Genomic DNA, 23,578 nt, shown 5'->3' with positions numbered 1-23,578 from the left:
AACCGACAGACGGCCGCAACACATGCGGAACCGGTATCGATTCGAACGGCTGATGCAGTACAAAGCGGAGCTCAATCGCAGGATCAAAGCATCCGGTTATCGTTGGAAACCGGCTATACCGCTCAATGAGGAGGGGGAGCAAGTTGGACAGACAAGCACTGGCGCGTGAAGCTGAGGCGGCAGCTCGGAGGGCGCGGCACAATCTGCGCTGGATCCGGAAGCATCCGGACAGGATTGATCAGGCCAAACTCGCGGACATGGAAGCGTATCTGGAGCGAATGATCAGGTTCGCGGAGGAAGAAAAGCGAAACGCCCGGCGGGCAGGCCGGACGTTCTGGAAGATGCATTTTGGAAAGCTCTTCGTGTCCATTATACCACGATTCCACCGGGAAAGGGAACGGCATGTATGAAGTTCCGCTGGCTCTCGAAGAAGGCGGAACAGGCAGCCGTCACAATGGCCTTCGCCCGGGTGATGTGCCGCGGGCTCACGGTCGAGGAGGCTGTCCGGGAGACGTTGGCGAACGGTCGGCACTGCGTCCACCCTGAAGCGGTCTCGGACAGCACGTTCGCCCGCCTGTGTCGGGCAGTCGCTGAACTCCAGCAGAAGAAAGGAGCATGACGATGCCGGAATTTACGGTCGATCTTTCAAGAGATATCGTCCACGTGAAAGTGAAGCCGGAAGATCGCTGGGACCCTACGGAGTTGGTGATCTCCGGCGCCGGGACGACGGTTCGGTTGCAAGTCACGGACGATGACCTGGCCGAGATCGCAGAGACGATCCGGACGCATCTCGAACGGGTCCGGTATCACGAAACACCGGACCAGCAACGAATTCTGAACGCGGAACTTGACGCCGCGATTGAGAATGGCGTCGCATAGGGGCCGTCGGCCCCGTCGTAGAGCGTTCGAACGAGGTGTCCCACCCCCTGCACCGATGACATCGAGCGCTCTACGATGCGGCTGACGCATCCGAGGTGGTGGCAGAACGGTGTATGCAGCGCCTTGGTGGCAAGCGAAATAGGGGTGAAAATCCCCGGCGCTTATAAGAGTTTGCATGTCATGAACATGCAGGAAGATACCCGCTTGGCTTTCCGGTGAAGTCAGTCCGAAACTGGCGACTATAAACTACAGTGCAAACCGATGCAGGGTTCGAGTCCCTGCCCACCTTGATCATATTACGGAAGGGAGGTTGTGGCAGTGAGTCTGAAAAATCGGATAGAAAAGCAGCTTGATAAACTGAATGATTTCAAAAGTGGAATTGATGACCGCTACAATTCAACTCAAGAAATCTTGCGAAACATCGCAACGTTCATCGACGAACTTGAAAGCATCAATGATGAACTCGAAGAAGTCATGTTGGAAGTTGAAGAACTTGAAAAAAACGAAAAATGACCCGCGGCAACGGGTCAACACAAAATCAACCTATCACGGCTATTCTACCATGCAAGGTAGGGTGGAGACAAGGAGGTAAAGCATGAAGCAGATCGTTCTGGAACGGTTGGTGTTGCGCAATTTCAAGGGCATCCGGGATTTCACGCTGGATGCCCGCGGCGCAAACGTGAACGTCTACGGAGACAATGCTGCGGGCAAGACCACGCTGTTCGACGCCTGGAGCTGGCTTCTCTTCGACAAGGACAGCGAGAACAAGAGCACGGGCAACTTTGAAATCAAGACGCTGCGGCCGGACGGCACGCCGATTCACAACCTCGAGCACGAAGTCGAGGGAATGCTGCTGGTTGATGGCCGGAGGACAACACTTCGGAAAGTATATCGCGAGAAGTGGACAAAGACCCGCGGCAGAGTGGAGGCCGTGTTTTCGGGGCACACGACGGATTACTTCGTCGACGGTGTGCCCGTTAAGAAGGGCGAATATGAGGCATCCGTCGCCGCCATCGTCGATGAAGACATCTTCCGTCTGCTGACGGATCCGCGTTACTTCAATGAGGTCATGAAGTGGCAGGACCGCCGCAAAACCCTATTGACGGTCTGCGGCGACCTGAAGGACGACGAAGTGATCGCGTCGCGCGCGGAATTGGCGGACCTGCCGGCGATTCTGGGCGGCCGAACGATCGAACAGCATCGCAAAGTGGTGCTGGCTCGTCGCAAGGAGATCAACGATGAGCTCGAGCGCATCCCGGACCGGATCGACGAAGCGAATCGCGCGAAGCCGGACGTCAGCGGCTACAGCGAGGACGAGCTGCACGAGAAAATCGAGGCGCTGAAAGCGCAGATCGATGCGAAGCAAGCCGAACTGACGCGAATCCAGAACGGCGGCGAGATCGCCGAGAAGGAACGGCGGCAGCGCGAACTTGAGGCCGAACTTCTGGCCATCAAGAACGAACTGCAAGCCGGCACGCTGGACAAGCTGGCAGCGAAACGGCAGGAGATCGCAGAGCTGCGCCGGCAGGCTGAGGAAGCGGACTACGGCATCCAGGAGCGCCGGCGCCGCATCGAGGCGGTCGAGCGCGAAATCGCCGAGCTCAACGAGGAAGCCGCCCGGCTCCGCGAAGAATGGCGCCGGGTCAATGCCGAGCAGTTCGATGCATCGAGTTGCGGAGACGCCAACTGCCCTACGTGCGGGCAGGCGTTGCCGGAAGAGCAAGTCGCTGCCGCCCGGCAGAAGGCAGAGGCCGAGTTCAACCGCCGGAAATCCGAACGTCTGGAGCAGATCAACCAGCGTGGAAAGCAGAAAGTCGCGGAGGCTCAGCGGCTGGCTCACGAAAAGGCTGAGCACGAACGGGTTCTGGCCGAACTACAGGATGTCCGCGGGCCGAGATGGGCGGCCGTCGAAGTCGCCGAGAAAGAACTGGCCGAACTGCAGGCCGGCATGACGGACGTGGCCGCTGATCCGCGGTACATCAAGAAGCAGCAGGAGCTTGAGGCCGTCAAAACTGAGATCGCAGCGTTGCGGTCGTCCACGGTCAGCGCGCTGGACAAGGTTCGGCTCGAACTGGCCGGTCTCCGGACCGAGGCGGAACTGCTCGAATCGAAGCGCGCGAAGTTCGACGTTGTGCGGCGGCAGGAGGCCCGGATCGCCGAACTGGAGCAGCAGGAGAAGGAGCTGGCCGCCGAGTTCGAACGGCTTGAGCACGAACTGCATTTGCTCGATCTGTTCACGCGGGCGAAGGTCGATCTGCTGGAAAGCCGGATCAACAGCAAGTTCCGGCTTGCCAAATTCAAGCTTTTCAGGGAGCAAATCAACGGCGGTCTCGAGGAGACGTGCGAAGTCATGGTCGACGGCGTGCCCTACGGCAGCCTGAACAACGCCGCTCGACACAATGTCGGCCTCGACATCATCACGACGCTGTCCGAGCACTACGGCATCGCGGCGCCGATTTTTCTCGACAACGCGGAGAGCATCACGCGGCCGCTGCCGACTCCGGGTCAGCAAATCCGGCTGATCGTTTCCGCCGGCGACAAGACGCTCAGGGTGGAGACGGAACAATCCCAAATCAAGGAGGCAGTCTGATCCATGGCATACGCAACGGGACTTGTCAAGATTACGGACACGTTCGCGCCGATGATCGAACGGCAACTGACGTCGAACGGGGTCCATATGGACCAATATGCGAAGCAATGCGTCGTCAACGCAATCGGCGCAATCAATGCCGTTCTGGACGGCAAGGGGATCGACTGGAACGATCCCCAACTGGACAGGAACAACGTGACGCAAATCCTGCTGAACGTTGCCGCTCTCAAGCTGAACGCTGCGGCGAGCCCGCGGGAAGTGTACTTCCAACTGCGCAACGTCAAAATCGGCGACAGTTGGAAGAAACAGATCGAAATGGGGATCGAGGGTGACGGAAACGATGCCATCCTTGCCCGATTCGGCCGCAATGTGAAGCAAGTCCGTCCCTTCTGGCTCGTGCGTGAGCACGACCATTTCGAATATCCCTCTTTCAACGGTCTGGAGATGACACCGCCGAAGTGGACGCCGACCGGTAAAGGCGAAGTCGTCCGCGTCGTGTACCCGATCATCTTCCAGGATGACAGCATCCAATTCTTCATCGCAGAGCGCGAGGACGTGGCGAAAAACCTCATCGCGCACATCAACAACAACCTCATGAACGAGACGTTCGGCATCTGCAAGGATCGGTTCAACGCGACGCCGGAACAGCAGAAGAAGATCGCCGAGAAGAAGAAAGAAGTTCTCGACAAAGCGAAATCGCTCGGCCTGGACGCGCTGGACGATCCGGAACTTCAGAAATGGATCAGCCCGGCATGGCGGGAATATCAGAGCCGCGAGCAGATGCTGATCCGCAAGATGCGGAACAACATCGTGAAGAAGATCCCGAAGGACTTCGGCAGCGCATTCGTCGAGATGATCCACGCTGAAGCGACGGACCCGGACTATGCTGAAGTGCGGCGCGAGATGTTGCAGAACGCCAACAGCGAGCCGATCGACGTGGATTACACGGTTAAGCCTGATCCGGAAGAGAAGCCGGCGACGCAGCCCGAAGCTCAAACTGCCAAAGAGCCTGAGCCGCAACCGCAGAATGTGCCTGAACATGAAGATCGACAGCAACCATCAGCGACGACATTCGACGCTGGCCAGAGCGCCTTTGACTTCGGTGACCAGGCGGGCGATCCCGTGGCAGCCGGTGCGGAGCCGGCGTTCTGATGATCCAATTTCGTCCCCTCGCCAGCTCGTCCGCCGGCAACTGCTACCACGTGACGGACGGCCGTACAGAGCTGCTCATCGAGGCCGGCATACGATTCACCGACATCCGCAAGGCGCTGGATTTCCGCGTCACGCGCCTTGCGGGCGTCCTGATCAGCCACGAGCACATGGACCACTCCCGGGCGGCTGCAGACCTCGCAAAAGCCGGCGTCAACGTCTACGTCAGCGCCGGCACAGCCGCCGCCCGAGGCTTAAGTGGCCACCGGATCAAGGTAATCGAGCCAAAACGGCAGTTTGAAGTCGGGACGTGGGTGATCATGCCGTTCGACGTGGAGCATGACGCGGAGCAGCCGCTGGGGTTCCTGCTCGCGAACCAGACGGGCGAGAAACTGGTGTTTATCACGGATTCATATTACTGCCGGTACACGTTCAGCGGCCTCACGCACATCGCGATCGAAGCGAACTATTCGCTCCGTATTCTGGACGAAAACATCGCCGCCGGCCGCGTACACCCGGCGATGCGGCCGCGGCTCTTACGATCGCACTTCTCGCTTGAGAACGTGCTGGACTTTTTGAAGGCGAACGACATGTCGAAGGTGCAAGAAATTCATCTGCTGCATCTGAGCGACAGCAACAGCGATGAGGCGCTGTTCAGACGCCGGGCGCAGGAAGTGACCGGAAAGCCGGTCTACATTGCGGGGAGGTAGGAACGGTGGGACAACCGATTTACACGACTTTGAAGCCTGTATTTGATGCCGGAGTCCTTTATCCCGGACGTGCTGTCCGGCTTGGGGGATACAGCGAGGAAGGCGAAAAGCTCGAGGGCATTTACCTGATTCGAGGGTGCAAATACGAGCATTTGGTGCTGATTGACCACTACGGCACGACCATAACCGTCCATATCGACGACGTGCTGCGGCATGATCCCTACGCCAGAACGATTATTACACCGCTGGAGGGCTGACGATGAAGGGGAAACGACCGACGCTGCGGCAGAAGAAGGCGATCGCCGCTGTGAGCCTCAATCCGGACAATTGGCTCGTTGCAAAGGCGCCGCCGGGGGAGTTGCACCTGGTACATCGGTACACGGGCACGAAGAAGGTAATACCGGCCTGAAGGTGATACGAAATGAACAGCTACCCCTTCCCGATGTACTCGGGGATCTTTGAACCAAAGCACTACAAGCAAATAGGAACGGCCCTGTGGTTCTTCTCCTGGTGCATCAGCGCGACTACAAAGGAAGTCATGGACGAGGAAGGGGTCACCTGGGGGCATGTACTGGGGAAGAAACCACTGAAGCTGTCCGAAATGGCAGAACCGTTTGGGGTAGACGAAAAGACCGTGAGGCGCTGGATCAAATCCCTGGAACAGTATGGCTACATAAGAGTGACCCGAGCGCCTTACGGCATCATCATTGAGGTCAGAAATTCAAAGAAGAGAGTCCACTCTCAACCTGAGAGATCGGACAAATATGTCCAATCTGATGATCATAGAACGGACAATAATGACCGAACTGAACCAGAGAGATTGGACAAAATTGTCCAATCTGAAACAAGAGAGTGGACAGAAATGCCCGATCACCCGGACAAAAATGTCCACTCTAAAAAAGATATATCAGTTGATATTACTGCTACTACTACTGATGATACGGCCGAGTTCGAGAAAGTTTTCAGGGAATTTTGCACGCTTCACGGGAAGCTTGACATACATGTGAAGCCGCCGGACGTGAAGCTTATGACCGAGATGATCGCCCTGGGAGTGCCACCCACCCTAATCATCCGGGTCATGCGGACCGTGCACGAGGAGAGAACGGCAAATGGTGCGAAGATCTCGACCTTCGCTTATTACAAGAATGCGATCCTCGAGGCATGGGAAACGGAGCGCGCCATAACCGAAGGGGTGCCAGTCCCCGAGGGGGTGCCACTCCCCCCGGTCGCCCTTGTCGCGCAACCGCGGAAATCACGTCATCAGGCGCAGATCGACGAACTGACGAGACTGATCGAGGAGGAGAGGGCGCGTGAAGCTAGCGGAAGTCGCTGAACTGTTCGTTATGATCAAACGGGCATATCCGGGTTTCGACGGCAGCAGCGAAAACGTGAGATTTTGGCACCAATACCTGGCGGACACACCGTTTGAGCAGGCAAAGGCGAATCTCGAACGGCATATCCGGGATGAGCGGTTCCCTCCGACGATCGCCGACCTGCGGCGGCCGCTCGAACACAAGGATCCGGAGACGATTTACCACGAGCAACTGCGGCGCGAGAGCGAGGAGCATTTTCGACGGCTCGATGAGTTCGCCCGATCAGCCGTGCCGGCGCCGCCGGAAGTGAAAGAGAGGATGAGGCAGCTTGCTGCGCGACGAGCTTATGGCGGCTGAACTGCCGCAGAACTACGAGGCAGAGGTGTCGGTGCTCGGCTCAATCCTGTTGGATAACGCCGCCTTCGACGCGGCAGAAAGCGTCCTTCGCGGCGACGAGTTTTACGACGCCCGGAACGCCCGAATTTACAGGGCCATGTGCGAGCTGCGCGAGGCGGGCGAGCCGATCGACCTCGTGACACTGACGGATCAACTGATCAAACGCGGCGAGTTGGAGACAGTCGGCGGGGTTGATTATTTGGCAAGGCTCGAAAGCATTGTGCCAACGGCGGCCAATATCGAGTATTACGCCGGCATCGTCCGTGAGCGGCACCTGAAACGTGCTGAGATCCTGATGCTCCGCGAAGCGTTGCAGAAGGCCATGCAGGGGGATGGTGAGGCCGGCCAGATTGCGGCGGCCGTCCAGGACAAGGCAATGTCCATCCTCGAGCAGAGCGCGGCGGCCGAGAAGACATTCCGGCCAATCGGTGAGGTTGCAGTCAGCCGTTACGACGAGATTGAGCGGCGCGCGGAAGCCCCGGCGGGGAACGGCGTGACCGGGCTCCCGACCGGATACCCGGATCTGGACCGGATGACGACCGGCTTCCAGCGAAGCGACCTGATCATCGTGGCCGCGCGGCCGTCGGTCGGGAAGACGGCATTCGCGCTCAACATCGCAGCCAATGTCGGAATCCGGGCGCGGGAGACGGTCGGGATCTTCAGCCTTGAGATGTCCGCTGGGCAACTGGTAGACCGGATGATCGCGGCCGAGGGACCGATCGACGCGAGCAGGCTGCGGACGGGTCGGCTGGAGAGTGATGATTGGGAAAAGCTGACGATGGCAATCGGGAGCCTCAACGAGGCGCCGATCTACATCGACGATACGCCTGGGCTGACGGTGCAGGATATCCGCCTGAAGGCCCGCAAACTGCAACGCGAACACGGACTTGGGCTACTGATCGTCGACTATCTGCAACTGGTCCAGACGCGTCGGCGAGGCGAGAACCGGCAGCAGGAAGTCTCGGAAATTTCCCGCACACTGAAGCAAATCGCGCGCGAGCTGAACGTGCCGGTCATCGCCCTGTCGCAGCTGAGCCGCGCAGTCGAGCAGCGGCAGGACAAGCGTCCGATGCTCTCCGACCTGCGCGAATCGGGCTCGATCGAGCAGGATGCGGACATCGTCGCGTTCCTGTACCGGGACGACTATTACGACCGGGAGACGGAGAAGAAGAACATCATCGAAATCATCATCGCGAAGCAGCGGAACGGCCCGGTCGGCACGGTCGAGCTCGTGTTCCTGAAGAACTTCAACAAGTTCGTGAGCCTCGACCGCGGGCACGGTGAGCAGCCGGCGCGCCGGGAAGAGCCGGACCGGAGGAGGCAATGGGCATGACGGAACGCATGACGGTTGAAGAGTATCGGGCGTACCTGGACGGCAAGAAGCGCAGCAAGTACCGGAACGAGAAGACACGCGTCGACGGCATCACATTCGACTCACAGGCTGAGGCGAACCGGTACTGCGAACTGAAGGCCCTCCAGCAAGCCGGCGTGATCGAATGGTTCATCCTTCAGCCGCGGTTTCTGCTGCAGGAGGGCTTTCAGAAGGGCGACATTACGTTCGGCAAGATTGAATACGTCGCGGATTTCCTGATCCGCTGGTCGGACGGGACGAACACCGTCGAGGACGTGAAGGGGATGAAGACTCGGACATACCGGGACAAGCGGAAGATGTTCGAGAAACGATACCCGACGCTGCGGATCGTGGAGGTGGAGGCATGAGCCCGGCGGAGATTGTTCACTACAAAGAGCGTTGCTGGTTCTGCCATAAACGAAAAGCCACGCTACTCTGCGACTTCGTTGTCGGATGGGTCCAGACGACGATCGACTTCCGGAAAACACCACAGACCTGCGATCGGCGAATTTGCGAGCAGTGTGCGATACATCTCGGCGGTGACACGCATTTCTGCCCTATCCATGCGATGGAAGCAAAGCAAAGGCTGGGGGTGGGTAAGAGAAAATGATCGATCCTCAGTGGTTCGAGACGGTTGGGATAGTGCATATGCGTCGGTTTTGCCGTATGGCCGGGTTCGCGGCGAAGGCGGCAAAAGAACGTGGTTGGGATGTTTCGGCTGACGACCTGCTAAAGGGATATCACATCATATTCCGCGGCGAGAAATACGGACATGAGTCGATGTCCAGGGCACATATCGAAAGGAATAGGCGCCGGAGAGCGGCGCAGATGGTGGAGGTGGAAGCGTGAAGGTCAAGGTCAGGGCGGACATGATAAAGCGTGCGCTCAGCAAGCGGCATCATGAGGACTTCTTTCTAACGGAAGTCAAAACAGGCCCCACGCACTACGGAGCAGACCTGCACATCATTGATGCGCTCGCAATCAAAAAATCCTGGGCGAACCCATGCATCACCGCATACGAGATCAAGGTCGACCGCAGCGACTTCACGCGGGACGAGAAGTGGATGGCTTATCTGCAATATTGCCATCAGTTCGCATTTGTATGTCCAAAGGGATTGATCCAACCGGAGGAACTTCCGGATGAAGTCGGGCTTGTCTATTACAAGCCTGAAACGGGGTCGCTCTTCACGATGAGAAAACCGTCATACCGCCAAGTCACCATACCGTCAAACATGCTCATGTACATCATCATGTCACGTCTCGACAATGAGCGGCACCCGTTTTTCTCTTCCCAGCGCGAATACATCGAAGCATACCTGCAGGACAAGGACGAGCGAAAGGAAATAGGGGAAAGATTCGGCATCAAGGTGACGGAAGAAATCGGGAAATTGCGCCGGGAACTTGAGAGACTGAGCGACAGAAAAGAAAAGCTTCAGCGCTTAAAAGAAGTGAGCGACATTCTGCGTGAGTACGGAATCTGGATAGACGGCTGGGGAACGTCCTGGAAAGAAGAACTTCGAAAGGCGCTTGCGAACGGTCTTGATCCAAGGATTGAGAGTGAATTGCAATACCTACTCAAACGGGCTGACGTGATCAAAAAAATGCTGGACGAAAGGAATGCGGAACAATGCTCGACCGCATGAAGTCGGAGATTCGCACAGCAGCAATCCTATTCGGTGGAATCGGCGGATTCTCGGCGGGCCTGAAGCGCTCGCTGGTCGAAGCCTACGGTCGGGTATATCGCTGGGAGATTCTCTGCTCGATTGACTTCGACCCGGTCGCGTGCCGAAACCACGACCTCATCATCGGCGAGCAGACGGCCGTGCAGATGGACCTGTTCGACCGGGACCAGTACCGGAAATGGTTCGGCCACGAGCCGCCGGAAGAGTGGCAGGAAGCGACGCCGCAGGACATCTGGATGGCATTCAAGGAGCAGGTGCCGGACTACTTGTTCCTTTCGCCGCCGTGCAAAGGATTCAGCGGCTTGCTTCCGGAAAAGTCGGCGCGGTCAGCGAAGTACCAGGCGCTGAACCTTCTCACGATCCGCGGGTTGGAACTGTGCCTCGAAGCCTGCGTGAGGTACGGCGACGGCGAGCTTCCGGCGTTCATCCACTTCGAGAATGTGCCACGAATCACGTCCCGTGGGGCCGACATCCTGCAACGCATCAAGCGCCTGCTCGAGCGATACGGGTACGCGGTAGATATGCGAAGTGACCACAACCTCGGAGAGATCGGCGGGCTCGGCCAGAATCGGATGCGTTATCTGCTGCTGGCCCGGAACCAGAAGCGCGTACCGAATTGGTGCTACCTGCCGCCGAAGAAGCTGCTCAAGACGATCGGCGATGTGCTCGGGCCGCTCCCGCTGCCGGACGATCCGGCCGGCGGGCCGATGCATCGGCTACCGCGGCTCCAGTGGAAAACGTGGGTGCGGCTGGCGCTGATACCGGCCGGCGGAGACTGGCGGGATCTGAATGCTATCGACTGGCAGCGGTACCGGATTGAGCACGAGGCGCGCGGCGGCGCATACGCGGTCGAACAGTGGGACGATCCATCCCGCACGGTGACGGCCACAGCCGGACTTGGACGGAGCAATGGCGCTGCAGCGGTGTCGGACCCGCGCATCGGACTTGACGTCAACGGTCACGCCGCAATCTACCGGGTGGTCCGGTACGATGAGCCCGCCCCGTGCGTCACGGGTGCACACAGGCCGAACAACGGTGCGATAACGATCAGTGACCCACGATTGCGGGCTCAGGAAGGCAAGCATCCGGGCGTGTACCGAGTTGTGCGGATGGGCGAACCTTCGCCGACTGTGACCGGCACGAGATTCGGCAGCGGCGCGCCAGCGATAGCAGATCCGCGCGTGAAGACTGAGTTGATGCCCGACTGCTACGGCGTCCAGGATTGGGACGAACCGGCGAAAACGATCCGAGGCAACAGCAGGATCATGCAGTCGGCGTCGAGTGTTGCCGACCCGCGCATTGGCTGCTCGCCCCGGTCTGGCACGATGGGCGTCCAAAAGTGGGACGAGCCAGCGAAGACCGTGATCGGCGCCGGGGACATCCACGCCGGCGCGGCGGCCGTCGCCGACCCGCGAATCCCGGAGGACAACGAGTCAGGAACATGGGTAATCATCGCCGAGGACGGCACATGGCACCGGCCGCTGACGACATACGAGTTGGCGATGCTTCAGGGCTTCCCGACGCACCTTCCTGATGGGCGTCCGTTCCAGCTCGATGGATGCAGCGACGCGAAGGCCCGGGAATACATCGGGAATGCAGTTCCGGTGCCGGCTGCTGAGGCCATGGGCAATGTGATCATGATGGCAATCGCACAGGCTGAGGCCGGTATCACATTTGAGATGAGCTGGAACGACGTGTGGGTGCTGCCGGAAGTAGAGGAACAGGAGCGAACGGTGGTGCATTGAGATGACGGCAAAACAACAACTCTACCAAATCGCCGTAGATGACAGTCAGCCGCTTGAAGAACGATACGCAGCCGCCCGGGAGTTGCAGCGCCGTACGCTCAGCTCGCGCAAGGTCTATGATCTGATTCGCTTGTGGCCGTATCATACGCCGTCTGAGATTGCGGACATATTGGGTGTGACCGTACCAACAGTCATCGGGTGGGCCAGTCAATACGGACTTTGGCAGAGGAGACGGTCATCGTGAGTGGTCAGTATGACGAATTCCAACCCTACTACCGCGCCTATCTTCTCCATACCGGCGCTGATCCGGGGGATGTGACAGGATACATCCTCTGGATCAGCCGAAAATGGCGCGAGTGGCGCGGTACGCACGGCATCGGCAGATGGGACGTGATTGGCGAAGAAGAGCGGCTGCGGTTTGAAAGTTGGCTTTTTGAAACGGTTCCAGAAGGACAACTTGTACTGTTTTGATGGCGGTGAACACGATGAGTACCAATATGGCAGTTCATTTCTCATCCGAAACCGACTCAAGGTATGCGAGCGTTGCAGAAAAGAAGATTTGAAGCGACTGCTGAACATACCCGACGAATCGCAAGCCTACGGCAACGACTGCCCCGGCAGGAAATGTGAGATGTGAAAGGAGCGAATCCCATGAGTGAATACTTGAGCAAAAAAGCGGTGTTGGAGTGGCACAAAGAACGAATCGAGCACTGGAAGCAATTCCGTAAGACGTTTAAGGACGGTAGTCATTCGCTAAACGAAACGTGTGAAGTGCGGATTGATACGCACCAAGTGGCGATTAACCTCATCCAATCCGGCGCATTCGATGCCCCTGAAATGGAACATATCAACGCCTACTGGGCGCGAGAAGGTCTAATCAAGCGTCAGCAGGAAGAAGTTAAGCGTTTGCGGGCGGCGTTGGGACACATTCACGCCATCGCACAGTCGGAATTGGATGAGCTTCAATACGAGAGCCAACGCAAGACGTGGGTAGAAATCTTACTGACGGCGGAAGAGGCGCTGAAAGGAGACGGGAACGATGCGTGAGATAAAGTTTCGGGCGTGGGATAAAATTAACAAGATGGCCATTTTGAACCGGTTCCCGCCTCATGATCGGAGGGCAATCTTGGCTGAGATAGCCAAAGAAGTGATGAAAGGAGCCTAAACCATGCGTCAATATCGCGGACGAATCAAAGATAGCACCGTATGGGTCTACGGATATTACACCAAAAGCCCGCAAGGTATTGCAAGGATATGGTCGCCTATCACAAAGGATAACGGTGAGTCGTATTTGTATGACTACGTTGTCGATCCCGAAACCGTTGGGCAATCGACCGGCCTGAAAGACAAGAACGGCAAGGAGATTTATGAGGGGGATATCCTCGAAAGTAACCACAAACTTTTTCGTTTCGAAGTAATTTGGTCGGAAGATTGGGCAATGTTCACGGTCAAAGGCGGTAGTGTTGAGGCTCTTATAAGATGGGCTACTTACTGTGAAGTCATCGGCAACATCTACGAAAACCCCGAACTGCTTACTGAGTAGTTCGAACATATTACGAAGAATTGGCGGTGATGGGGATATGAACGGTAGTTTTCAAAGCTTGTCCGCGGCCAACGCGAGAATCAAGGAACTGGATGCGGAACTCAAACGATTGCGGGAGGAACGAGACAAGCTGATCGAGGGGTTGCGGTGGTATGCGGACAAAACCAATTACGTCCAAGAAGTACACCACTTGCGGCATGGAACGTTGATCGGGCCGGCAGAGGCAATTTACTATGACGAGGGCCAACGCGCCCGCGACATCCTCAAAGAGATCGGGGTGACGGTGGAGTGATTCTATACCACGTCACCACGCCGAAGAAGGCGAAGAACTATCGAGCGTCAGGCTGCATCCATGCTCCGGTTCGTGGATTCACCACGTTTCTTGCGGCAATGGCTTGGGCAATCAAGACACAGCGTACGGTCATATACAAGGTAGAGAGCGAAAAGGCGTACAAACTTCCAGATCATCACAACCGGTTTGGTGAGGCGTGGTGGCTGGACGAAGATGTCCCGATAGATCGCATTAAATGCGTGTTTAGCGCGGATAAGGATGCATGAGATAGATCGAGAGGGGAGGGAGAAAACGGATGAGCTTGCCGAAATATCGCATCCTCGTGAATGGTCTTTATCTTCGCGGATGGGACGACTCCGAGACGGCCGGGCATTCCGGCCATATGGGGTGGCAGCCGAGAGCGGTGGAGATGTCGAAGATGTTGATGACGAGGCTTAAAGATCAGGCCCGAATCGTCGAGGGTAACATCGAACTGAAAAGCCAGTTAAATCGAATCTATGACCGAGTAAGATATGCCGGATTCGAATTGGAAAGATTAGTGGTCGAGAGGGTGACGGACGGATGAGCGATATTAAACCGGGAGATATTGTGAGACACAAACGAGACAAGACCCTTGTGCGAGGCGAGCGCCAAGTGAACCGCGGAGACAAATACCGCCCGGTCGTGACAGTCCTAAAAGTCAAACGAGGTGTACCGACCGTGATCCGGGTCAGCGGAAGGGAGTACGTGCTGCGGACGCCGGACCAGTTCAACATGCAGCCGAGGCCGCAAAAGAAATAAAAAACTTCCCCTGCATTTGGGCCATGCAGGGGAAAAGCCGAATGGATGTTCCTACACATCATCATAGCACAAGGGTGAGGTGTAGGGGAATGGGTGCAAAACAACTCTGTCTCGGCATTTACGAAATAGACGAGGAAGCGACGAGGGAAGCGGTTGAACAATATCTGTATGATGCGAGGGAGTACAAGGTAACAGAATATATCCCGCTCGATCCGAAAGTTACACCACTGTATGAGCCGCGATATCACGGTCCGACGAACGCGGTCGGATCGCAAACTGAGAGGATCGCCATCACAAACGTGGATGAGCAGGAGCGGCGCCGCCGGCATATTGAGCGCGTCGAAGAAGCTGTCAGCCGGCTGGGAGCTCAACAGCAGAAACTGATCCGAATGCGTTACCTGGACGATGATAACGTGATGGATATTGAGGTGGCAACCGCTCTCGGGTACAGTACCCGGCATTACCGCCGAATTAAATCCTATGCGATCTATAGGCTGGCAACAGCCCTCGGACTGGTGGTGCTCCGGGAAGAATAAAAAACGTGGCCGCTCTGTGGCCGCTTTATGACCGCATCATGGCCGCTTTCTCGCAAAATTCCATGATATGATGGTATCGTCGAAGAATTGCAATCAGGGTCGCCGATCATCGGCGGCCCTTTTCGTCTCTGGAGAAGGAGGAGCAATCATGATTAAGGTTTCGTCCCATTTTGCAGGCTGGATCAGCAAGCGGCACCGCATCATCTGGTCCGTCAATCCGTACCGGCGCGACAAGCGAACGGGGGTTGTGCGGCCCTGAAGTGGATCAATCGACTGGCGCGCCGCCTGGCGCCGTTTGCGTGGCCGGAGCCGCGGAATCGGAAAGAGCGGCGGGAGCGGAGAAAAAACGTCAACCCGCTGATTCAGAACAGGAAATTTCCTCCTAGTGTCGAATTATGGCATTGGGAGGCGATTATGCATGTCAGGTATTATGGAACTTCTTCAGTCCTACGAAGAAGTAATTGATGTTTATGAATTCGTCGGTGAATGGGAAGTATGGATTGGGTATCAGAAAGTAAGAATCAAGGTCTTAAAAGATAAGAACGGAGGTTATGTCTCGTCTACCAGTCATTATTATCATGGATCGCAACAAGCAGGGCCATATATTTCATCGATTAACGGAGGCAAAACCGTTGAGGCCGCGGTCCGTGAAGCGATGAGACAACTACTCACATTTTATCGACCGGACGACGAGAATGCGAAATGGGTCGTGAATGATTCATATTGAGGCGCCTTCTGGCGCTTTTTCTATTGCCTTGCGAGGTGGTGATCATGAACTTCGTTCAACCGATCCGGGATCCGCAGATGGTGGAAGCGATCCGGCAATACTTCAAAGTCCGGAACTTTCGAAACTATATCTTCTTTTCGCTCGGCGTCTACAGCGGCCTGCGCGTGTCGGACCTCTTGAATCTGAAGGTCGGGCAGGTGCGCGGCACCCATATCGACATTGTGGAGTCGAAGACGAAGAAGCGGAAACGGTTCATTATCCATCCGTCGATCCGCGCGGATCTGGACTTCTTCATTCGGGACAAGCAGGATCATGAATATTTATTCCAGAGTCGACAGCGGAAAAAGCATACCGGTTTCGCTGGCCGGCCGATCGACCGCAGCACCGCCTACAAGATGCTGCGCGAGGCGGCCGATCATTTTGGCCTGACCGACATCGGCACGCACACGATGCGGAAGACGTGGGGCTACCACCTGTACATGCAGGACCCGCGCAATTTAGCGTTACTTATGCGGATGTTCAATCACACGTCGGAAACCGTCACTTTGATGTATTTGGGCCTCACACAGGACCTCATGGACAGCGCGATAAGGCGTCTGAAGTACGCATAATTCGTGTTGTGTTGCACTCAAACCACTGCACCAAAAACAAACCCTAGAAGAATCGAAGAAAAACAGCGATTTATGAGTGCAACAGAATCTATGTTATGGGTTAGTGTAGAAGCAGAAACTGGAAGATTCGAGATGGCGGAAGTTGACGAAAACCGAGAACGTCAATGGAAACGTCGCGTTACCAAACGACGCGTTCCGTTCTTTCAAACTCAAATCATCAGTTACCCCGATTCATTGCCGACAATTGGAAGTTCATGTATGATAATGTCGGGGAGGCTGATGGCTCGTGCACAAGATGAAGGTCCAGAATCCGCTGACCATCATTGCATTATTTGCTGGGATCGCGGAGGTTGCAGGGACTGTTGTATTACTCGGTCTGCCGCTTGAAATCCAGCGAATATTCGTTTGGTTCACGATTGGGTTCCCTATTGCGATTGTAGCTGCGTTTTTTTGTATTCTCGTAACTAGGCCAGAGGTCCTCTACGGCCCAGGTGATTACGAGAATGAGGAAATTTTCTACAAGCTCATGATTAAGGCGAATGCCGATATTGGAGAAATCATAAGTAAAGTCGAAAAAGGGACAGATGAATCAGAGTTAAAAGAAAAACTAAAGGATGTACAACAAAATATATCAGCTGCTGCTCAAATTGGAGGGAATATTAAAGTACGACGTAGTGAAAAGTTCGAGAAGATTATTGAAGTGTTAGAAAAGAATCCTCAAGGATTAACAATAGATGAGATAGTTGCAAAAGTCGGTTATCTTCCTTTACCCAACTCGATACTAAATGCGCTTATTTTAGGTGGAAAAGTATACAAAAAAGGCGATAGGTTTTTCTTAGTTGGTTGATTCAATTGTGGCACCCAATAGGGTGTCTTTTTTTGGAGGTGGGGTGAATGTAGTGTCTCGACCGCGCAGCGATAACCGCAAGAAAGCTCTTCAGCTCTGGCTGAAATCCGGCCGGACAATGAAGCTTGTCGACATCGCCAACGAGCTCGGCGTCTCTGACGTCTTGATCCGCAAGTGGAAGTTCCAGGACAAGTGGGACGAGATCCCCGCCAAACGGCCGCGCGGTGCGCCGAAGGGGAACCAAAACGCAAAAGGGAACCGCGGCGGCGGCGCGCCGAAGGGCAACCAGAATGCGCTGAAGCACGGGCTGTACCGCAAGCTGCTGCCGGACGAGCTTCGGGATCTCATGAAAGAGGTCGAAAACCTCGACCCGCTCGATATGCTCTGGCACGGCGTGGAACTTGCCTACGCCAAAATGCTATGGGCGCAGCGGATTATGTTCGTGCGTAGCAAGGATGATTTAACGAAAGAGATCAAGCGCGAAAAGTTCATGCCGGGCAAATTTGGCAATGGAACCGAAGAAGAATACGAACTGCAATTTGCCTGGGATAAGGAAGCCGCCCAGCTCAAGGCGTTCGCGACGATCAACAAGGAACTGCGCTCTGCGATCAAGCAGTTCCTTGCTGCGGCACCCGAGAACGACGAGCGCCGCGCGAAGCTCGAACTCATGCAGGCGCAAGTCGAGAAGGTGCGGGCGGAAGTCGAGTCTGTCAAAGGCGGCGGCAAGAACGCCGACGCCGAAGATTGGGTGGCGGCGCTGAAGGAGGCCGCCGAGCGGCGTCGGGCGCGGCAGGTGAGCGATGATGAGTAGTCATGCTGTCCAATCGACGCTCGTCGAACTGCTCGATGTGTATTGGGATGACCCAGTCGCATTCGTGCAGGATATGCTCGACGCGGAACCTGACGATTGGCAGCGGGCCGTTCTCCGTGATCTCGCTGGGCATCGTTGGGTGAGCGTGCGGTCCGGTCAGGGAGTCGGCAAGACGGCGCTCGAGTCATGGGCCGTCATTTGGTTTTTGTGCTGCCGTCCGAACCCGAAAATCGTTTGCACGGCTCCGACTCAACAGCAGCTGCAAGACGTGCTCTGGGCCGAGGTCGCGAAGTGGCTGGAGAAGGCGAAAATCCGGCGGTTGCTGAAGTGGACGAAGACGAAGGTCTACATGATCGGCCACGAAGAACGCTGGTTTGCGACGACACGGACGGCGACGAGGCCGGAGAACATGCAGGGCTTCCACGAAGACTACATGCTGTTCATCGTAGACGAAGCATCAGGCGTTGCTGATCCGATCATGGAAGCGATTCTCGGCACGCTCTCCGGGCCCGAGAACAAGCTGCTCATGTGCGGAAACCCGACGCGAACGTCGGGTGTTTTTTATGACTCGCACAACCGCGACCGCAAGCGATTCAAGACTCATAAGGTCGACAGCCGGGATAGCGCGCGCACGAGCCGCGAGAACATCCAGATGCTAATCGACAAGTACGGCGCCGAAAGTGACGTCGTGCGCGTGCGCGTGTATGGAGAGTTCCCGAAGGCCGAGTCGGATGCTTTCATCGCGCTCGAGCTGGTGGAGTACGCGGCGAACGCCACGGTCCGGCCGGCGGGCGATACGCTGCACATCGGTGTCGACGTGGCGCGCTTCGGCGACGATGAGACCGTCATCGCGCCGCGGATTGGCGGAAAGGTGTTCGACTTGAGGACATACCACAAGCAGGACACGATGGTGACGGCCGGGTGGGTGATCGCGACGGCCAGGGAGATGCTGCAGCAGTACACGCACATCCGCCGTGTTGTGATCAAGGTCGACGACACCGGCGTCGGCGGCGGCGTAACGGATCGACTCAACGAGGTGATCCACGAGGATCGGCTTTATGATTGGACAGTGGTTCCGGTCAACAACAGCGGCAAGCCGACGTCCGACGAGGAGGAGCATTACGAGAACCGCGGCACCGAAACCTGGGCGACGGTCCGGGATCTGCTGCAGGAAAGCTTCTCGCGGCACATGCGGGGAGAAGCGCCGACGATCGAGCTGCCGAACGACGACCGGCTGATCGCGCAACTGTCGCAGCGCAAATACCGAATGACGAGCCGCGGAAAACTGGCGCTGGAGCGAAAGGAAGACATGAAAAAGCGCGGTTTGGACTCGCCGGACCGGGCGGACGCTGTCGTGCTGGCGTTCGTGGAAGAACGCAGTTTGCCGTTCAGCGGTCAGCGGCCGGCAGGTTGGTGATGTGGTAACATGCGTGCATGGATGAACGACAAAGAATTGTCGGACATGCCGTGCTTCGTACCTGAAACCAAATGAAGGAAATCGAAAGTCTCTCAATTGAGCGGCTTTTTCTTTTGCAGAAATGGGGTGATTCCACTGACCATCGAATACGCTCGCAAGCAGTTCCCACCGCCGCCATTTGACGTCGAAGTCGCTGAGACCAACTACTACCGCAAGCTGTACGACGGCGACCACGCGGAAATCTTCCCTCGGGCGCGGCACGCGGGGAAAGACAAACGATACCGCTGGCGCCGGAAGTCGCTGAAGGAATGGGAACAGGTCACAGAGGTCGTAGAGAGTGGCGTTCCGTATATCGTCGTCAATTTCTGCAGCCTGGTCGCGGAACTGCCGGCCGATCTCCTGAACCGGTCGCTCGGCAACATCTCGGCTGACTCGGAAAACGATGCGGAACTTGAGTTTGTAACCGGCGTCGTCGAGGCGTCGAAGGTGAACGAGAAGATTTGGGCCGCCGTGACGCAGCACCAGGTTGACGGTATGATCGCGTACCGAATCCGCCGGGATGATGTGACAAAAAAAGTCTGGTTCGAATGGGTACTGCGCGATATGTTCATCCCGCATCAGGACGGCCTCGGCGCCGACATCGTGTGGATCGAGAATCACGGCGACGGCGTCAATAGGGAGCAGTTTCTCCGCGTCGAGCGCCAACGCCTGACCGAAACTGGCCTGACGATGCAGCAGATGGTGTTCCGAATGAAGGGCGACAGCGTCTCGGAGGAGATGGATGTGCAGGAGTATGCGCTCAAGTACAACGTCGACATCCCGGAAGACGTGGAGTTGGTCGGCGTGTCCGAGCTCATGTGTGGTGTCGTTACGAATGACGAGACGCTTACGAGACCGCGTGGCCGTTCGGCGCTCCGGAATGTCGACATGATCCAAGAAGAGATCAACTGGACCATCACCCGGGATGCTGTGATCTTCGAGAAACACGGCAAGCCGAAGCTGGCCATACCGCGCTCGCTCTGGGACACTGTGGCGAACACGAACCACCAGCACTACGGTCAGCGATTCGTCCGGAACGCCGATCTCGAGGTCGTGTCCTATGACGAGAACAAGGGTGCTGTGCCGCAATACATCACGTGGGACGCGAAGACGCAGCAATCGTTCGAACATGTGAACAGGCTGATCAAGTACATGCTTGCTATCACAAAGACATCTCCGCAGGCTGCAGGGCTTGAGAATGGCACGGGACAGTCGGCAATAGCGCTGCTGTACCTGTGGATTCAAAGCGTGATCAAAGCCGAGGCGATCCGCGCGAAGTTCGACACGGCGATCAAGGACGCCATCCGCAAGTGCATTATCCTCGAAAACGCGCTCGGTGGAACGCAGTACGAGGTAAAGGCGCCGGTCATCGAATGGGGCGACATGCTGCCGAAGGCCGAGGAAGAGCAGAACAAAGAAGAGCGCGCCAACTACGAGGCCGGCGTGCAATCGCTCGAGACGACGGTCCGCCGCGTCCACCCCGACTGGTCGGAGGAAGCGATCGAGGAGGAAATCCGAAAGATCCAGGAAGAGAAAGCGGTCGACTCCATGAATCCGACCTTCGTGCAGCCGCCGCGGGTGACGCTGTGATATGGCGACGTCGGCAGAAAAAATCATCGCGCTCTACGTCCGCGCGGACGAGCGCTTGCGCGAGCTGATCCAGTCGCTTGAGAATGGATCGATTTCGCAGCGTCGCAAGAACGAGCTGCTGCGGCAGGTTGAGGAGATCATTGCCGAACTGACGGGACAGACCGGCCAGCAAATGGCGGGTATGATCAGCGAGTCGTACCACGCCGGCGCCGCGGAGGCCGTGACGAGCATGATCCGAGCTGGCATGGCCGCGGAATCGATCAACACGACGCTCCGGGCATTAATCCATCAGCGCGCCGCGCAGGCTATCATGGACGAGGCGTTTTACTCGATCCTTGAGGCCAGCGACAACATGAGCGCGGATGCGAAGCGGCGCATTGAGGAGGCCGTCAGGCGGGCGAATGAGCGGTCGCTGTTGACCGGTATGAGCCGCCGAGAAGCGACGCATCAGGCCGTCGCCGAGCTGAACCAGCAGGGCATTACCGGCATCGTTACCCGGAACGGCGCCCGGGTGCCGGCCGACAAGTACATGACCGGCGTAATTCATTACCATCAGCGCAAGGCGCATGTCACCGGCTCCGAGAACATGACCGTCCAGAACGGCATTGATCTCGTGTACGTCAATTCCGTCGGCATCACGTGCGAGTATTGCGCCAAATACCAAGGCCGCGTGTACTCCATCAGCGGGCGTGATTCGCGATTCCCGAAGCTCGAGGTCCGGCCGCCGTACCATTCCCACTGTGTCCATTCGCTCACGCCGTGGATCGAGGAGCTGACGTCGCCGGACGAGGTCCAGCGCATGATCGAGCAATCGAACCGGCCGTTCGTGGACAACCGGACTGAAGCGAATATCCGGCGTTACAACGAGCTGCAGCGCGAAAAGTCGCGCAAGAACGCGACGCGCAAGCAATGGATCCGCTATAAGGCGGTGCTTCCCGACGATACGCCTGACCTGCGGACATTCGCCAGCATGAAGGCGCGGAATACGCAGTCGTACCGAGAACTGCAGGAGGTTTATCGAAAGGTTAACGCAATGATAAAGGCGGGCGAGGCCGATGGATAGGTTTATCCATGACATGATCCACATGACCGAAGGCGAAAAGTTAGTAACCTATTGGCCGCTGTGGTTGGTGATCGCGGCGGTTTTGATTGCGGCCGATGTTTTCTTCGAAAGGAGGGAAAAGCGGGATGAGCGCCGTCATTCAGACCGAAGACGAACTTCGCGCTAAATTAGCGGAATGGCAAAAGATCCTGCGGCTGCAGGATTGGATCATCAACGTTTCGATCTTCCGGGAACGAGACATGAAAGGCGAGAACCGCTGCGGAGAAGTTGAATGGACACTTGAGAAGCGCATGGCGTCAATCCGCATTCTTGATCCTGTCGATTATCCAGACGGCTTGATGGAAGAGCAGGATATGGAACTTACGTTGGTTCATGAACTCCTGCATCTCCATCTGGTCACTGTTACCCCAGATCACGAAGACGAATTGAGGCACTGCGCGCTTGAACAAGCAATCGATGCGATCAGCCGCGGGCTTGTGGCGCTGAAAAGAGGTTTGACGGGGTGATTACCGGTGAACGATATCCTTGAGCATCGAGCCAAGCGCGAGGGCAGGGTAACGCCGCGGGCCTGTGTTGAAAATCTCATGCAGGCCATTGAGATGGGGCTTGTCGATTCGGTTGTGTTTGTCGCTCGGCAGCCAAATGGAGAGATCAAAGTGGGTTGGAGTGACACACTGGACACTGAAATCATTGGATTGCTCGAGTGCGGAAAACACATGGTTATTCGAGAGATGGAAAGGTAGCGGGCCCCGGATGAGACTTCCGTGGGCCCTTTTTCATGACCAACACGCCGTGAAGTCTTTAAACCCGGGTTCGACAGTAAGCCCCTAAAAGTAGGCACCCTCTTGGGTGCTATGGATAACTGAATTCCAGATTTGACGCGGTTTTTCCGACTTGTCCACAGGCACTACATCGTGAAAAAATCCGAAAATCTGTAGGCACTAAATTTCTGTGGATAACTCGATGTTTTTGTTGCATTTCTTGTAGTATATACGATATCATGTAGATATGTACATACGAACGATTTCTCGGAAAAACAAAAATGGTTCGGTCACCCGTTACGTTCAGCTTGCCCATAATGTACGAAATCCGGTGACCGGGACGCCGCAAGCGAAAGTCCTGTACCATTTCGGCCGCGCGGACGAACTGGACATGGAAGGCTTAAAACGTCTTGCCGCCAGCATCCATCGTTTTGTGGGTGAGCCGCAGGCGCCTTCTCCATCGCCATCCACATCGGTCACGCTGCTCAGCAGTCGTTCGCTGGGCGGTGTATGGTTACTCGATCAACTGTGGAAGAAGCTTGGGATCGGCGAAGCGATCACACGACGGCTTGCCGATCGGGAATACCGCATGCCGGTGGAACGCGCCATCTTTGCCATGGTGGCCAACCGGGCGTTGGCACCCAGCAGCAAGCTGGCCATGGAAGATTGGGTGGATCGCGAAGTGGCCATTCCGGATCTTCCAGCGTTTGACGTGCAGCATGGCTATCGGGCAATGGATTTTCTGC

29 protein-coding genes and 1 pseudogene are annotated in these 23,578 nt (G+C 56.6%); all 30 read left to right on the top strand.

Annotated elements, in window-relative coordinates:
- Window positions 1-143 precede the first annotated feature (143 nt).
- Entirely contained in the window at window positions 144-410 is a 267-nt protein-coding gene (locus C6W55_RS10595; protein WP_286892633.1) for a hypothetical protein, read from the top strand.
- Window positions 407-619 (top strand): hypothetical protein, encoded by a 213-nt coding sequence (locus C6W55_RS10590; RefSeq protein ID WP_286892632.1) that lies wholly within the window; start codon window positions 407-409, stop codon window positions 617-619. Before C6W55_RS10595 ends, C6W55_RS10590 begins: the two co-directional genes overlap by 4 nt.
- Before the next feature lie 2 nt (window positions 620-621).
- Window positions 622-879: a hypothetical protein gene (locus tag C6W55_RS10585; RefSeq protein ID WP_286892631.1), complete on the top strand. Its 258-nt coding sequence runs from the start codon at window positions 622-624 to the stop codon at window positions 877-879.
- A gap of 318 nt (window positions 880-1,197) precedes the next feature.
- A complete protein-coding gene (locus tag C6W55_RS10580) occupies window positions 1,198-1,392 on the top strand; it encodes a hypothetical protein (protein WP_286892630.1) in 195 nt (64 codons plus the stop codon).
- A gap of 82 nt (window positions 1,393-1,474) precedes the next feature.
- Window positions 1,475-3,469 (top strand): AAA family ATPase, encoded by a 1,995-nt coding sequence (locus C6W55_RS10575; RefSeq protein WP_286892629.1) that lies wholly within the window; start codon window positions 1,475-1,477, stop codon window positions 3,467-3,469.
- Window positions 3,470-3,472: 3 nt separating this feature from the next.
- On the top strand, window positions 3,473-4,621 hold the full coding sequence (locus C6W55_RS10570; protein ID WP_286892628.1) for a hypothetical protein: 1,149 nt from the start codon (window positions 3,473-3,475) through the stop codon (window positions 4,619-4,621).
- Window positions 4,621-5,328 (top strand): MBL fold metallo-hydrolase, encoded by a 708-nt coding sequence (locus C6W55_RS10565; RefSeq protein ID WP_286892627.1) that lies wholly within the window; start codon window positions 4,621-4,623, stop codon window positions 5,326-5,328. The genes C6W55_RS10570 and C6W55_RS10565 overlap by 1 nt, the downstream gene beginning before the upstream one ends.
- Before the next feature lie 5 nt (window positions 5,329-5,333).
- Window positions 5,334-5,585: a hypothetical protein gene (locus C6W55_RS10560; protein ID WP_286892626.1), complete on the top strand. Its 252-nt coding sequence runs from the start codon at window positions 5,334-5,336 to the stop codon at window positions 5,583-5,585.
- 2 nt (window positions 5,586-5,587) lie between these two features.
- Entirely contained in the window at window positions 5,588-5,737 is a 150-nt protein-coding gene (locus C6W55_RS10555; protein WP_286892625.1) for a DUF6906 family protein, read from the top strand.
- A 12-nt stretch (window positions 5,738-5,749) separates the two neighbouring features.
- Window positions 5,750-6,661 (top strand): helix-turn-helix domain-containing protein, encoded by a 912-nt coding sequence (locus tag C6W55_RS10550; protein ID WP_286892624.1) that lies wholly within the window; start codon window positions 5,750-5,752, stop codon window positions 6,659-6,661.
- On the top strand, window positions 6,639-6,998 hold the full coding sequence (locus tag C6W55_RS10545) for a replicative helicase loader/inhibitor (protein ID WP_286892623.1): 360 nt from the start codon (window positions 6,639-6,641) through the stop codon (window positions 6,996-6,998). Before C6W55_RS10550 ends, C6W55_RS10545 begins: the two co-directional genes overlap by 23 nt.
- Window positions 6,988-8,370 carry a replicative DNA helicase gene (gene dnaB / locus C6W55_RS10540; RefSeq protein WP_286892662.1) on the top strand — a complete coding sequence of 461 codons (1,383 nt, stop codon included), beginning with the start codon at window positions 6,988-6,990 and terminating at the stop codon, window positions 8,368-8,370. The genes C6W55_RS10545 and dnaB overlap by 11 nt, the downstream gene beginning before the upstream one ends.
- The gene (locus C6W55_RS10535) at window positions 8,367-8,756 is read left to right on the top strand and encodes a DUF1064 domain-containing protein (RefSeq protein WP_286892622.1); all 390 of its coding nucleotides are present in this window, start codon (window positions 8,367-8,369) and stop codon (window positions 8,754-8,756) included. The genes dnaB and C6W55_RS10535 overlap by 4 nt, the downstream gene beginning before the upstream one ends.
- Before the next feature lie 477 nt (window positions 8,757-9,233).
- Complete coding sequence (locus C6W55_RS10530) at window positions 9,234-10,031, top strand: MmcB family DNA repair protein (RefSeq protein WP_286892621.1); 798 nt, start codon at window positions 9,234-9,236, stop codon at window positions 10,029-10,031.
- Window positions 10,016-11,815, top strand: coding sequence for a DNA cytosine methyltransferase (locus C6W55_RS10525; RefSeq protein WP_286892620.1), 1,800 nt, complete (start codon window positions 10,016-10,018; stop codon window positions 11,813-11,815). Before C6W55_RS10530 ends, C6W55_RS10525 begins: the two co-directional genes overlap by 16 nt.
- A 240-nt stretch (window positions 11,816-12,055) precedes the next feature.
- Window positions 12,056-12,286: a hypothetical protein gene (locus C6W55_RS10520; protein WP_286892619.1), complete on the top strand. Its 231-nt coding sequence runs from the start codon at window positions 12,056-12,058 to the stop codon at window positions 12,284-12,286.
- 180 nt (window positions 12,287-12,466) lie between these two features.
- The gene (locus C6W55_RS10515; RefSeq protein WP_286892618.1) at window positions 12,467-12,862 is read left to right on the top strand and encodes a hypothetical protein; all 396 of its coding nucleotides are present in this window, start codon (window positions 12,467-12,469) and stop codon (window positions 12,860-12,862) included.
- 121 nt (window positions 12,863-12,983) lie between these two features.
- Window positions 12,984-13,358, top strand: a complete 375-nt coding sequence (locus C6W55_RS10510; protein WP_286892617.1) for a YopX family protein — start codon at window positions 12,984-12,986, stop codon at window positions 13,356-13,358.
- Window positions 13,359-13,395: 37 nt separating this feature from the next.
- Window positions 13,396-13,650, top strand: a complete 255-nt coding sequence (locus C6W55_RS10505) for a hypothetical protein (RefSeq protein WP_286892616.1) — start codon at window positions 13,396-13,398, stop codon at window positions 13,648-13,650.
- 295 nt (window positions 13,651-13,945) lie between these two features.
- Window positions 13,946-14,215, top strand: coding sequence for a hypothetical protein (locus C6W55_RS10500; protein ID WP_286892615.1), 270 nt, complete (start codon window positions 13,946-13,948; stop codon window positions 14,213-14,215).
- Between the two features lie 304 nt (window positions 14,216-14,519).
- Window positions 14,520-14,966 (top strand): ArpU family phage packaging/lysis transcriptional regulator, encoded by a 447-nt coding sequence (locus C6W55_RS10495; RefSeq protein WP_286892614.1) that lies wholly within the window; start codon window positions 14,520-14,522, stop codon window positions 14,964-14,966.
- 418 nt (window positions 14,967-15,384) lie between these two features.
- The gene (locus tag C6W55_RS10490) at window positions 15,385-15,693 is read left to right on the top strand and encodes a hypothetical protein (protein ID WP_286892613.1); all 309 of its coding nucleotides are present in this window, start codon (window positions 15,385-15,387) and stop codon (window positions 15,691-15,693) included.
- Between the two features lie 44 nt (window positions 15,694-15,737).
- Window positions 15,738-16,304 carry a tyrosine-type recombinase/integrase gene (locus C6W55_RS10485; protein ID WP_286892612.1) on the top strand — a complete coding sequence of 189 codons (567 nt, stop codon included), beginning with the start codon at window positions 15,738-15,740 and terminating at the stop codon, window positions 16,302-16,304.
- A 286-nt stretch (window positions 16,305-16,590) separates the two neighbouring features.
- Window positions 16,591-17,151, top strand: a complete 561-nt coding sequence (locus C6W55_RS10480; protein WP_286892611.1) for a hypothetical protein — start codon at window positions 16,591-16,593, stop codon at window positions 17,149-17,151.
- 52 nt (window positions 17,152-17,203) lie between these two features.
- Complete coding sequence (gene terS, locus C6W55_RS10475; RefSeq protein WP_286892610.1) at window positions 17,204-17,962, top strand: phage terminase small subunit; 759 nt, start codon at window positions 17,204-17,206, stop codon at window positions 17,960-17,962.
- Window positions 17,955-19,379 (top strand): DEAD/DEAH box helicase family protein, encoded by a 1,425-nt coding sequence (locus tag C6W55_RS10470; protein ID WP_286892609.1) that lies wholly within the window; start codon window positions 17,955-17,957, stop codon window positions 19,377-19,379. The genes terS and C6W55_RS10470 overlap by 8 nt, the downstream gene beginning before the upstream one ends.
- A gap of 126 nt (window positions 19,380-19,505) precedes the next feature.
- Entirely contained in the window at window positions 19,506-21,008 is a 1,503-nt protein-coding gene (locus C6W55_RS10465; protein ID WP_286892608.1) for a phage portal protein, read from the top strand.
- Between the two features lies 1 nt (window position 21,009).
- Complete coding sequence (locus tag C6W55_RS10460) at window positions 21,010-22,071, top strand: phage minor capsid protein (protein WP_286892607.1); 1,062 nt, start codon at window positions 21,010-21,012, stop codon at window positions 22,069-22,071.
- A gap of 125 nt (window positions 22,072-22,196) precedes the next feature.
- A complete protein-coding gene (locus tag C6W55_RS10455; protein ID WP_286892606.1) occupies window positions 22,197-22,577 on the top strand; it encodes a hypothetical protein in 381 nt (126 codons plus the stop codon).
- Window positions 22,578-23,079: 502 nt separating this feature from the next.
- Window positions 23,080-23,578, top strand: a pseudogene (locus C6W55_RS10450) (IS1634 family transposase); the annotation flags it as partial.

Source organism: Thermobacillus sp., from assembly GCF_003390775.1.
Classification (GTDB): Bacteria; Bacillota; Bacilli; order Paenibacillales; family Paenibacillaceae; genus Thermobacillus; species Thermobacillus xylanilyticus.
Note: the sequence above shows the minus strand (reverse complement) of the source record. Positions and strands in the feature narration are given on the sequence as shown.